Genomic DNA, 12,503 nt, shown 5'->3' on the forward strand with positions numbered 1-12,503 from the left:
CGATCCGGATGCTGCACGACCGCGTCCTCGTCCGCCAGGACGGTGGAGAGGGCGAACGCCGATCCACCGCGGGCATCGTGATCCCCGCGACCGCCTCGATGGGACGTCGGCTGTCCTGGGCGACCGCCGTGGGCGTGGGCCCGAACGTCCGCTCGATAGTCGTGGGCGACCGGGTGCTGTTCGACCCCGACGACAGGTCCGAGGTCGAACTGCACGGCAAGGGTTACGTCCTGCTGCGCGAGCGCGATGTGCACGCCGTCGCCGCGACCAGGGTCTCCTCCGACGGCACGGGCCTTTACCTCTAGCTCGGCGGCCAGCCTCCGCCCTGCTGCGGGAAAGGCGGGTACGCAGGCGGCTGTCCGTGGCCTGGGTAGTGCTGTCCGTAGCCCGGGTAGTACATGGGCGGCGGTGGCGGCGGTGCGAGCGTCACCGGGACCGGCATGACCGGCTCCTCCGGCGGCGCGATCGCCCGCACCACGCCGTCCGGGAACGTGATCCGGTAGTTCTGCCCGTCCCACCAGGCCGGCGGCGTCTGCGGGTCGCGCCCGGCGAAGACCGAGCGGTACCCGGTGATCGCGGCGAGCAGCTCCTGCTCCTCGGTCGCGGCCTTCGCCAGGTCGCGCGGGTTGTGCGAGAGCCCGCGCTGCATCCCGTCGCGCAGCAGCGCCAGCCGGGTGGCGGCGAACTGGAAGCTCTTCATGGCCCGGTGGCCGGCCGGACCGGCGACCCGTTTGGCCCACTGCCGGGCCGAGTGCCGGCGGCCGAGGCTGGCGAGCGACGCCACCTCCGGCGGCGCGAACCAGCCGGTCCGCACGTAGAGCGGGAGCACCCGCTCGGCGAGCCGGCCCTCCCAGCTGCGCAGCGCGATCGCGAAGCCGACGACGGCGAAGAAGAACGGCACCATGAAGCCGAGGTAGCCGTACAGCATGATCAGGGTCTCGCCGGTGGCCGCGGAGAGCGTCGGCAGCAGGTTGAAGAGCCCGTGCAGGATCATCGCGGCGAGCAGGCCGGCGATCGGGGCGAGCCACCGCGTGGTCCGGTCGGCGCTGCGGGCGGCGATGCCGAGCCCGATACCGGCCATCGAGGTGAAGAGCGGGTGCGCGAAGCCGGTGAACAGGATCCGCACGATGAAGATCAGGAAGACGTTCTGCAGGCCGGTGGCCGGGCCGTACTCGTCGGCGCCCGCCGCGTACCCGTGGCCGCCCAGGTAGAGCACGTTCTCCACCATGGCGAAGCCGAGCGCGGAGAGGCCGCAGTAGACGATGCCGTCGGTGATGCCGGACCACTCGGCGCGGCGCCGCCAGAAGAGCAGCAGCGGACCGAGGAACTTCATCGACTCCTCGATGAACGGCGCGACCAGCACGGCGACCAGCGCGTCCGGCAGCCCGATCTTGTCGAACAGCCAGGCCGCGCCGGTGTTCACCACGAGCGCCACGGCGGTCGCCACCGCCGCGCCCCAGGCGAAGCAGAAGACCAGGTACTTCACCGGCTCCGGCTCGTAGCGGTCGAGCCAGGCGAACGCGCTGGCCAGCAGCGGGACGGGCAGGATCGCAGCGGTCAGGCCGATGGCGAGACCGGTCACGCCGATCGAGTAGCCGAGGAAGACCAGCATGCCGATCGCGGCTGAGGCGATCAGCGCGATCACCGCGGTGACCGGCAGCCAGCGTCGCCAGCCCATCCGCCGGCCGGGGATCGGGGCGCTCGCCATCGCGTCGCTGGTGACCGGGTACGGCGGAACCGGGTCAGTCGCCTCAATCGCGTCGGTTTCCGGAGTTTCCGGATTTTCCGGCCGGTTTTCTACAGGGGTCGCTGCCTGCGGGTCGGGCGACCCCGGCGTCGAGACGTCGGCCATGTCAGCCAGCGTAGTCACCGGCGTCGCGCGAAGCGTGCCCGAGGATCTCTCAGGTTCGCCGCGGACGCTGCCGCTTCCGGGTTCCGTGCGGCCGCCCGCTCCACCCGATCGCGGCCCGGACTTGCCGGGTCGCCTCCGCGTACTCGACGCCGGTGGCCCGCAGCAGGTCCGCCACGGCGGTGCGCACCTGCGCCACCACCACGCCGCCCGAGTACCCGACGCCCTCCCGGTAGGCCTTCCCCGACTCGGCGACCGCACGCAGCGCCCGTTCCCGGGCCGCGAGCGGTTCGACGCCCCGATCCCACTCCTGGCGGAGCAGGTCGACGGCGTCGCCGAGGTGCCGGACCGAGACCGGAAGCACCCCGGGGATCGGCTCCTCATCGTTCAGCGCGGTCTGTGCCCGGCGAATCAGCACGCGGACGTTGCGCAGCGAATAAGTCAGCTGCGCGGCGCCCTCGACGTACTGGGCCAGAGCCCCTCGGGATCGCCAGCGGGCCGGCGCGAACGCCACGTTCTCCCGGGCCGCCGTGATCGCCGACCGGAAGGCGTCGAACGTGCCCTCGGCCGCGCGCAGCCGGTCCAGCGCCGCCTGAACCTTGGCCGGGTCGTGAGCCGCCAGTCCCTCGGCCGCGTCGTGCAGACCGCCGCTGAACGCCCGCAGCGCCGGATCAGCGGCCCGGGAGACGACGGTGAGCGGGTTCAGCGGGAGCAGGATGCTCATCACTGCCAGACCGATTCCGCCACCCACGAGAGCGTCCAGGAAGCGCGTCCAGGGCTGACCGGTGGTCATGGTGAGGGTGGCGACCAACACGGCTGAGGAGGCCGATTGAACGATCAGCGGTGCACCGCCGCCCGCCGCGGTCGCGATCAGCACGGCGAGCAGCACGATGATTCCGATCTGCACCGGACCGGTTCCGATCAGCAGGATGATGCCGTCCCCGATGCCGATGCCGACCGCGACGCCGATCACCAGCTCGGAAGTCCGCCGCAGCCGCTGACCCACCGACGATCCGAGAGTGATCACCGCGGCGATCGGTGCGAAGAACGGCACCGGACGGCCGAGCAGGTCGTGGGCCACGAACCAGGCGAGACCGGCCGCCAGCCCGGACTGCGACGCGAGCATCAGACCCGCACGGGCGCGGGCCAGAGCGGCGATCATGCACTCAACCTACGTGCCAGGATGCCACTGTGACATCTTTGCCCGATCGTTTCCGGACGGCGGCGCGCGGCGCCGGCGCCACCACGAGCGACGCCGACCTGGACGCCGCCGCGAACTACCTGCTCGGACGCTGGAACGAGCCGCAGCGCCACTACCACGACGTGACCCATCTCGCGGCCGTCCTCGACGTGGTCGACCGGTTCGCCGACCTGGCGCCGCACCCCGACCGGGTACGCCTCGCGGCCTGGCTGCACGACGCCGTCTACGACCCGCGGGCGCTCGGCGACGCCAACGAGCGGGACAGCGCCGAGTTCGCCGAAGGCCTGCTGCTGAGCCTCGGCGCCCCGGAGGAGGTCGCGTCCGAGGTGGCCCGGCTGGTCGGCCTCACCGCCGGGCACGCCACCGAGGAGGACGACCCGGACGGCGAACTGCTCTGCGACGCCGACCTGTCGATCCTCGCGGCCGACGAGGAGCGGTACGCCCGGTACACCAGCGCGATCCGCCGGGAGTACGCGCACGTGCCCGACGACGCGTTCCGGGCCGGCCGCACGCAGGTGCTGACCGAGCTGCTCAAACTGCCCTCGATCTACCGGCACCGGGCGATCCGCGACGCGTGGGAGGACCGGGCACAGGCGAACCTCAAGGCCGAGCTGGAAGAACTCGCTTAGGCGAGAGATGCTTCGGGCGGCGCAGTCCCGCCGTCCGGAGCCGGGAGGCCAGATCCCGGGACGGCAGCAGGGTCGCGCCCAGCCAGAGCGCCGGGCGGAAGCGGAACTCCGGGATGTCGTAGTGGTCCCGGTCGAACGCCTTCCTGGGCGCGCCCAGCATCTCCGCGAACGCGTGCAGCTCGTCGAAGGAGACGTCGCTGACCAGGTGCGACCAGAGGCAGCCGCGACCCGGCCAGAGCGGCTCGTCGACGAGGATCAAAGATCGATCTCGAGCAGCTCGATCCGCCGGTCGGCGGTGAGCCCGCGCACGTCCGGCACTCCGATCCGGGCCGCGTCGGCGGTCGCGTCGTCGGGCATGGTCTGCGACTGCCGCTCGGCGGTCACCCGGGCCAGGTAGTGCTCGATCTCCTTCTGCCGGACGGTGGCGTCCCAGCCCAGCGCGTCCCCCATGATCTGGGCGGCGTGCTCGGCCGACTCGGTGCCGCGGTGCGTGGTCTCGAACGAGATGCGGGTGCGCCGGGTCAGCACGTCGTCGAGGTGCAGCGCGCCCTCGGCGAGCGCCGCGTAGGCCACCTCGGCGGCGAGGTATTCCGGCGCTCCGGCGAGCGGGACGGCCAGCTGCGGATCGGCGGCCATCATCGCCAGCAGGTGCACGGTCATCGTCCCGTACCGCTCCAGCAGGTGCTCGACCACGCCCGTGGTGACGCCGTGCCGCCGGGCCAGGTCCTGCCGGTCGCGCCAGGCGGCGGCGTAGCCGTCCGCGCCGAGCAGCGGCAACTGGTCGGTCCGTGAGGGCTGCGCCGGCCCGCCGAGCCGGCGCACCGCACGGTCGATCACGTCGGCCGCCATCACCCGGTACGTCGTGTACTTCCCGCCGGCGACCATGAGAAGGCCCAGCATCGGCTCGACCACGGCGTGCTCGCGGGACAGCTTCGACGTGGAGTCGGCCTCGCCGGAGAGCAGCGGGCGCAGGCCGGCGTAGACGCCCTCGATGTCGTCGGTGGTGAGCGGGCGGTCGAGCACCGTGTTCACCTGGTCGAGCAGGTAGCGGATGTCGCGGGCCGAGGCCGCCGGGTGCGAGCGGTCGAGCTGCCAGTCGGTGTCGGTGGTGCCGATGATCCAGTGCCCGCCCCACGGGATCACGAAGAGCACGCTCGTGGCGGTCCGCAGGATCAGGCCGGCCTCGCCGGTGATCGCCGAGCGCGGCACCACGAGGTGCACGCCCTTCGAGGCGCGGACCTTCATCCCGGGGCGCAGGCCGACGTCGCGCAGCATCTGCGACATGTCGTCGCTCCAGACGCCGGTCGCCGCTACAACCGTCTTGGCCCGGACCTCGAACTCCTCGGAACCGGGTGACTCCAGGTCACGGACCCGGACGCCGACCACCTGGCGGGCCTCCCGGACGAACCCGGTGACCCGGGCGCTGGTGACCACCGCCGCGCCGAGGCTGGCCGCGGTCCGGCCGAGGTTGACCACGAGACGGGCGTCGTCGACCTGGCCGTCGAAGTAGCGGATCGCCCCGGCGATCTTGTCGGCGCGCAGGCTCGGGAACAGGTGCCGGGCGCCGTCGCGGCTCAGGTGACGGTGCAGCGGCATGCCCCGGCCCGCGCCGAAGACACCGGCGAAGACGTCGTACGCCGCGACGCCCAGACCGTAGTAGCCCCGCTGCCAGGCGCGCTGGGCGATGTTCGCCGACGGGAGCGGGACCATGATCGGCACCGGGCGCACGAGGTGCGGCGCGAGGCGGGTGGCGAGCAGGCCGCGCTCGGTCAGCGCCTCGTGGACCAGGTGCAGCTCGAGCTGCTCCAGGTAACGCAGGCCGCCGTGGATCAGCTTGCTGGAGCGGCTGGACGTGCCGGCCGCGAAGTCGCGGGCCTCGACCAGGGCGACTTTGAGCCCCCGGGAGGCCGCGTCCACCGCGGCGCCGGCGCCGGTGACGCCGCCACCGACCACCAGGACGTCGAACTGTTCGTCACGGAGCCGGCGCAGGTCTGCCGTCCGCCGGATGGGAGAGAGCCGACCGGCCGAGTTCCGGGATACCGAGGGATCACGCACCTGTCCCAGGTTAGCGCCACCAGGTGTCCCCCACGCGGACGAAAAACGGCATTCTCGTACGTACCGCGGCGCGTCTCCCTAGCGTGAGGGCGTGCGGGCACGCTGCGCCGGGATCCTCCTGCTCGTCCTGGCCCTGATGGTGACGACCGTGCCACCGGCCCGGGTCGCGGCGGCCATCACCAGCCCGTTCACCACCCGGTTCGACGTGAACGCCAACGGCTCGATCATGCTGCGCGGCAACGCGAACCTGACCTGCCCGATCAACATCCTCACGCCGACCTGCGGTAATGCCCGGAACGGCGTCGGCTCGACGGCCACCGAGGAGTTGAACGACAACGGCTACCCGATGATCTTCACGGACGCGGACGGCGACCCGGCCACGTTCAACGACAGCACCGCGACGATCGGCATGCCGGCCGGCAGCACGGTGCTCTTCGCCGGGCTCTACTGGGGCGCCGACCCGAGCGCCGGCAGCGCGGTGGGCACTCTCCTCGGGGCGGCGGCGCCCTCCGCCGCGGACAAGAACAAGGTCCTTCTTCGTACGCCGGCAGGTTCCACGTGGAACCCGATCACGGCGACGAAGCTGTTCACGATCAGCGCGACCGGGCCGTACCAGGGTTTCGCCGACGTCACCGCCCTGGTCGCCGGGGCCGGCAACGGCGTCTACTCGGTGGCGAACATCCAGTCCGGGCGGGGCACCGACCGGTACGCCGGCTGGACCCTGGTGATCGCCTACGCCAACCCGGCCGAGGACCTGCGCAGCCTGCGGGTCTACGACGGGTTCGGCTCGATCACCTCGGGCAGCGTGTCGATCCCGGTGACCGGTTTCGAGACTCCGCACAGCGGGACCGTGAACGCCGAGGTGGGCGCTGTCGCGTACGAGGGTGACCTGGGCAAGACCGGCGACGCCCTGCGGCTCAACGGCCAGACGCTCAGCGACGGGGCGAACCCGGCCGACAACGCCTTCAACAGCACGGTCAGCGACGGCGGGTCGATCGTCGGCGGCCGGAATCCGAGCCACCGGAACCTGTTCGGCGTCGACATCGACCAGTTCGACGCGTCAGGGGTCCTCGCCAACGCCGCGACCAGCGCCACCCTGACGATGACCACGGCCGGCGAGACCTACTACCCGGGTGTCGTCACCATCGCGATCGACCTGTACGCCCCCAAGATCGTCACGACCATGACGGCGACCGACGTGAACGGCGGCACGCTGGTGCCGGGCGACGTGATCGAGTACCGGATCGCGGTGCGCAACGACGGGAAGGACATCGCCGACGGGGTGACCCTCGCCGACGCGATCCCGGTCTGGACCACGTACGTCCCCTCGTCCTTGATAGTCGCGGGCTCGCCCGTCACCGACGCGGCCGACGGCGACGGCGGCGAGCGGTCCGGCGGCGTCGCCGTGTTCCGGCTCGGCAGCATCCCCTATCTGGGCACCACCTACGTCACCTTCCGGGTCACCGTCGACGCCGCCGTCCCGGCCGGGCACGCCATCGCCAACCTGGTGAACGTCAGCTACACCGGCCGGACCACGAGCGTCGCCGTCGCCTCGGCCGGCGCGGCCTCCGCCACCCCGGTCCTCCGGCCCGACTCCGACAGGTCGGCCACGGTGAGCGTGACTCCGCCGTACGTCCAGCGCTCCTCCCTCCCGCAGATCGTGAGCTGGACCGCCATCGTCCGCAACGCCGGGCCCGACCTGGAACCGGCCGCCGCCGCCGAACTCACCCTGCCCACCGGCCTGACCGCGGGCGCCCTGCCGCCGGGCTGCTCCTCCACCGGGCAGGTGATCACCTGCCCGCTCGGCCCGCTGCTCCCCGGCCACCAGGCGAGCGTCACGATCCCGGCCACCGCCGGCTCAGCGGCCGCCGCGAACGCGGTGGCGACCCTCGAAGCCTCCGGCACCGGGCGGGACACCGTGAGCGGCAACGACACGGCCACCGCCACGCTCGTGGTGAACACGCCGCCGGACGCGGTCGCCGACAACGCCACCACGACGAACGGCGCTCCGGTGACGATCGACGTGCTGGCGAACGACACCGGCGGCACCGCGACCTCGATCGTCACGAACCCCGCGCACGGCGCCGCCGTCGTCGAAGCCGATGGGACGATCACCTACACCCCGGTCGCCGGCTGGACCGGGACGGACACGTTCACCTACGAGGCGGCCGACGCCTACGGCGGATCCGACACCGCCACGGTCACCGTGACCACCGCGAACGCGCTGCCGATCGCGAACGACGACGAGCGCAACGCCCCACCCGCGACGGCTGTCGTCATCGCGGTGCTGGCGAACGACACCGACCCGAACAACGACCCCCTCACGGTGATCTCCGTCAGCCAGCCGCAGGCCGGCGCCGGCACGGTGACCAGGGTGGGGCCGCTGCTCACCTACACGCCGGCCGTCTCGTTCAGCGGTCAGGCGCACTTCACCTACACGATCCAGGACAGCCACGGAGGGCAGGCGACCGGCAACGTCCGGGTGGACGTGGCGAACGCCGCTCCGACCGCCGCCGACGACGCGGCCACCACCGGGTTCGAGACCGGGCTGCTGCTCGACGTGCTCGCCAACGACACCGACCCCAACCTGGGCGACGTGAAGATCCTCCAGTCGGTCGGGGCGCCCGGGACGATCCTGGGCGGTCTGGTCCGCTATCAGCCTCCGGCCGGCTTCTCCGGGACCGTGACCTTTCCGTACGCGATGCGCGACGGCGGCGGGCTGACCTCCTCGGCGACGGTCACCGTGACGGTCCGGAACGCGCCGCCGGTCGCTGCCGACCTCTCCGTCGCCGGTCCGTACGGCCGGCGGATCGACGTCGACGTGCTCAGCCACGTCACCGACGCCAACCTGCCGCCCGATCCGCTGCGGGTGAGCGGCGCGACGAACCCGGCCCACGGCTCCACCGCCGTCCAGCCGGACGGGACGATCCGCTACACCCCGGACACCGCCTTCTCCGGCACGGACTGGTTCGACTACACGGTCGACGACGGGCACGGCGGCGCCGACACCGGACGGGTCACCGTGACGGTGGCGAACGGCCTGCCGGTGGCCCGGCCCGAAGCGGTCACCGTACAGGCCGGGAATCCGCTGGTCATCGACGTGCTGGCGAACGACGACCCGGACCCGAACGGCGACCCGCTGACCATGACGATCACCGGGCCGCCGGCACACGGCACCGCGGCGATCGGGCCGGGCCGGAAGATCACCTACACGCCCGGCGCCGGGTACCGGGGCGCCGACCTCTTCGGCTACACGCTCAGTGACGGCCTCGGCTCGTCCACCGCCGCCGTGACGATCGGCGTGGTCAACTCGGCGCCGGTGGCCCGGGCGGACGCGGTCACCACCGACACCGGCGCCGCCGTCACGATCGATCCGCTGGCGAACGACGACGATCCCAACGGAGACCCGCTCACGCTGGCGGGGACCACCACGGCGGCACACGGCACGGTGGTCCGGAACTCGGACGACACGTTCACCTACACCCCGGCGGCCGGGTTCTACGGCACCGACACCGTCGGGTACACCATCGAGGATCCGGATCAGCTCACCGACTCGGCGGTCATCACGATCACCGTACGCAACGCCGCCCCGATCGCCACCGACGACTTCTTCGTGGCCCACCCCCAGGTCACGACCGATCTGGACGTGCTCGCCAACGACACCGACCCGAACACCGGGCAGCTGCTGAGCGTCGCCTCGGCCGGCAGCGCGGGCAAGGGGACCGTCGTGCTGGCCGCGGACGGGACGCTCACCTACCGGTCGGCGGCCGGTCGCACCGGGCAGGACACGTTCACCTATGTGGTCACCGACGATCTCGGGCGTACCGACATCGGCCTGGTCACCATCACGATCAACGGTCCGCCGGTCGCCGTCCCGGATTCGATCGCGACGGCCTCGGCGACGGCGGTGGTGATCCCGGTGACCGCCAACGACACCGATCCGGAGTCCGGGGCCCTGACCGTCGTCTCGGTGAGCACGCCCGCGAACGGCAGCGCGTCGGTGCAGGCGGGTCAGACGGTCCTCTACACGCCGCTGCCGTCATTCGCCGGGACCGAGATCTTCTCGTACGTCGTCCGCGACCCGGCAGGCAACACCGCCACGGGAACGATAACCGTGCTCGTGGCATCCCCGCCGCCGATCATCGTCCCGCCCTCGACGACTCCACCGGCAACGACGCCGGCAACCACGCCACCAGCAACGACTCCGGCGACCACGCCACCGACGACCACACCGCCGGCGACCACACCACCGACGACCACTCCGCCGGTGACGACGACTCCGGCAACCACGCCACCGACAACCGCGCCACCGGCGACCACGCCACCCACGACGACTCCGCCGGCGACCCCTCCGCCGACGACAATTGCGCCCACTACGACCGCGCCCGCCACGACCGCGCCGACGATCCCGCCCACGACTACCGTGCCGGTCACTTCCCCGCCGATCGCTCCGACCAGCGTGGCTCCGCCAGTGGTCCCGGACAGGGCCGCCGTCACCAAGCCCGGCGAGCGAGTGGCCGTCCCGCTACCCGGCACCGATCACCAGGGCAGGCCGGTCACCGTGACCGACGTGGGTTCCCCCGAACACGGCACCGTCGTCCTCAACGCCGACGGAACCGTCACCTACACCCCGGATCCGGGCTTCACCGGCACCGACACGTTCACCTACACGGTCGTCGACGCGAACGGCAACGTAGCCCAGGCGACCGTGACCATCGAGGTCGGCTCGCCCGCATCCCCGAGCCCCAGCGGCTCGCCGACGCCACCACCCTCGCCGGTGCCGTCACCGCCGCCCCCGGCGCCGCCGGAAGCGCCTCTCCCGATCACCGGCCGCAACGTCGTCACCCTGATCCGCTTCGGCGCGCTCACCGTCCTGACCGGCATGGCCCTGCAATGGGCAGCGAAAAGGGCGGCCCGCTGAACAGCGGACCGCCCTTCTCTAAGACTGAGGCTTGTTCACGACCTACCTTGAGTCGCCGCTTGCGTAAGCGGCGCGCTCAGGTCTCCACCGTCGTGAACAAACCTCACCGGACTCAGAAGTCCATGTCACCGCCGCCCGGGGCACCGGCCGGAGCCGGGTTCTTCTCGGGCTTGTCGGCCACGACGGCCTCGGTGGTGAGGAACAGCGCGGCGATCGACGCGGCGTTCTGCAGCGCCGAGCGGGTGACCTTGGCCGGGTCGATGATGCCCGCGGCCAGGAGGTCCACGTACTCACCGTTCGCGGCGTTCAGACCCCAGCCGGGCTCCAGGTTGCGCACCTTCTCCACCACGACGCCACCCTCGAGGCCGGCGTTCACGGCGATCTGACGCAGCGGGGCGTCGAGCGCGACCCGGACGATGTTGGCACCGGTGGCCTCGTCGCCGGACAGGTCCAGCTTGTCGAACGCGCTCTTGCCGGCCTGAACCAGCGCCACGCCACCACCGGGGACGATGCCCTCCTCGACGGCCGCCTTCGCGTTGCGAACGGCGTCCTCGATGCGGTGCTTGCGCTCCTTGAGCTCGACCTCGGTGGCCGCGCCGACCTTGATGACCGCAACGCCGCCGGCCAGCTTGGCCAGGCGCTCCTGCAGCTTCTCACGGTCGTAGTCGGAGTCCGAGCGCTCGATCTCGGCGCGGATCTGGTTGACCCGGCCCTGGATCTGCTCGCCGTTGCCGGCACCGTCGACGACGGTGGTCTCGTCCTTGGTGATGACGATCTTGCGAGCCTGGCCCAGCAGGGTCAGGTCGGCGGCGTCGAGCTTGAGGCCGACCTCTTCGCTGATGACGGCGCCACCGGTCAGGATGGCGATGTCCTCCAGCATGGCCTTGCGGCGGTCACCGAAGCCGGGGGCCTTGACGGCGACCGACTTGAAGGTGCCACGGACCTTGTTGACGACCAGGGTGGCCAGGGCCTCGCCCTCGACGTCCTCGGCGATGATGACCAGCGGCTTGCCGGACTGCATGACCTTCTCGAGGACGGGCAGCAGGTCCTTGACCGCGGAGATCTTGGAGTTCGCGATGAGGATGTAGGGGTCGTCGAAGACGGCCTCCATGCGCTCGGCGTCGGTCATGAAGTACGCCGAGATGTAGCCCTTGTCGAAGCGCATACCCTCGGTGAGCTCGAGCTCGAGGCCGAAGGTGTTGCTCTCCTCGACGGTGATGACGCCTTCCTTGCCGACCTTGTCCATGGCCTCGGCGATGATCTCGCCGACCGTGGAGTCACCGGCGGAGATGGAGGCGGTGGAGGCGATCTGCTCCTTGGTCTCCACGTCCTTGGCCAGCTGCTGCAGGCCCTCGGAGACGCTGGCGACAGCAGCCTCGATGCCCCGCTTCAGGGCCATCGGGTTGGCGCCGGCGGCGACGTTGCGGAGGCCCTCACGGACCAGCGCCTGGGCGAGGACGGTCGCGGTCGTCGTGCCGTCACCGGCGACGTCGTCCGTCTTCTTCGCGACCTCCTTGACCAGCTCAGCGCCGATCTTCTCGTACGAGTCCTCGAGCTCGATCTCCTTGGCGATGGATACACCATCGTTGGTGATCGTGGGGGCGCCCCACTTCTTCTCGAGGACGACGTTGCGGCCCTTGGGGCCGAGCGTCACCTTGACGGCGTCGGCAAGCTGGTTCATGCCGCGCTCGAGGCCCCGACGAGCCTCCTCGTCGAATGCGATGATCTTGGCCATACGGCGTTGTCCTCCCGGACATCCGCGGTGCCGGGCCTCGTCGGCCCCGCTCTCCGCACGTTGAGGAACGTCTGCGGACGTCACCACCTGGCGATGTGACGTCCTCAGGCCGA

At 71.5% G+C, this 12,503-nt stretch carries 8 protein-coding genes; 3 read left to right on the forward strand and 5 right to left on the reverse strand.

Annotated features, from left to right (window positions below; all coding sequences use genetic code 11):
• Positions 1-8 precede the first annotated feature (8 nt).
• On the forward strand, positions 9-305 hold the full coding sequence (locus tag EP757_RS08545) for a co-chaperone GroES (RefSeq protein WP_174262521.1): 297 nt from the start codon (positions 9-11) through the stop codon (positions 303-305).
• Here EP757_RS08545 and EP757_RS08550 read toward each other — a convergent pair.
• Both EP757_RS08550 and EP757_RS08555 read right to left on the reverse strand, forming a co-directional pair.
• The gene (locus EP757_RS08550; protein WP_232050422.1) at positions 302-1,852 is read right to left on the reverse strand and encodes a PrsW family intramembrane metalloprotease; all 1,551 of its coding nucleotides are present in this window, start codon (positions 1,850-1,852) and stop codon (positions 302-304) included. The two genes, EP757_RS08545 and EP757_RS08550, sit on opposite strands and share 4 nt — an antisense overlap.
• Before the next feature lie 49 nt (positions 1,853-1,901).
• Entirely contained in the window at positions 1,902-3,011 is a 1,110-nt protein-coding gene (locus EP757_RS08555; protein WP_127543666.1) for an aromatic acid exporter family protein, read from the reverse strand.
• Between the two features lie 29 nt (positions 3,012-3,040).
• Here EP757_RS08555 and EP757_RS08560 point away from each other — a divergent pair, with 29 nt between their 5' ends.
• On the forward strand, positions 3,041-3,679 hold the full coding sequence (locus EP757_RS08560) for a metal-dependent phosphohydrolase (protein WP_127543668.1): 639 nt from the start codon (positions 3,041-3,043) through the stop codon (positions 3,677-3,679).
• Here EP757_RS08560 and EP757_RS08565 read toward each other — a convergent pair.
• Positions 3,651-3,938, reverse strand: coding sequence for a DUF4031 domain-containing protein (locus tag EP757_RS08565; RefSeq protein ID WP_127543670.1), 288 nt, complete (start codon positions 3,936-3,938; stop codon positions 3,651-3,653). The genes EP757_RS08560 and EP757_RS08565 overlap by 29 nt on opposite strands.
• The gene (locus EP757_RS08570; RefSeq protein WP_127543672.1) at positions 3,935-5,734 is read right to left on the reverse strand and encodes a glycerol-3-phosphate dehydrogenase/oxidase; all 1,800 of its coding nucleotides are present in this window, start codon (positions 5,732-5,734) and stop codon (positions 3,935-3,937) included. Before EP757_RS08570 ends, EP757_RS08565 begins: the two co-directional genes overlap by 4 nt.
• Before the next feature lie 91 nt (positions 5,735-5,825).
• On the opposite strand from EP757_RS08570, the gene EP757_RS08575 reads away from it, so the two are divergent.
• Positions 5,826-10,655, forward strand: coding sequence for an Ig-like domain-containing protein (locus EP757_RS08575; protein WP_127543674.1), 4,830 nt, complete (start codon positions 5,826-5,828; stop codon positions 10,653-10,655).
• A 112-nt stretch (positions 10,656-10,767) separates the two neighbouring features.
• Here EP757_RS08575 and groL read toward each other — a convergent pair whose 3' ends face one another.
• Positions 10,768-12,390: a chaperonin GroEL gene (gene groL / locus EP757_RS08580; RefSeq protein ID WP_127543676.1), complete on the reverse strand. Its 1,623-nt coding sequence runs from the start codon at positions 12,388-12,390 to the stop codon at positions 10,768-10,770.
• Positions 12,391-12,503: the final 113 nt, after the last annotated feature.

It is taken from the genome of Actinoplanes sp. OR16 (assembly GCF_004001265.1).
GTDB lineage: Bacteria > Actinomycetota > Actinomycetes > Mycobacteriales > Micromonosporaceae > Actinoplanes.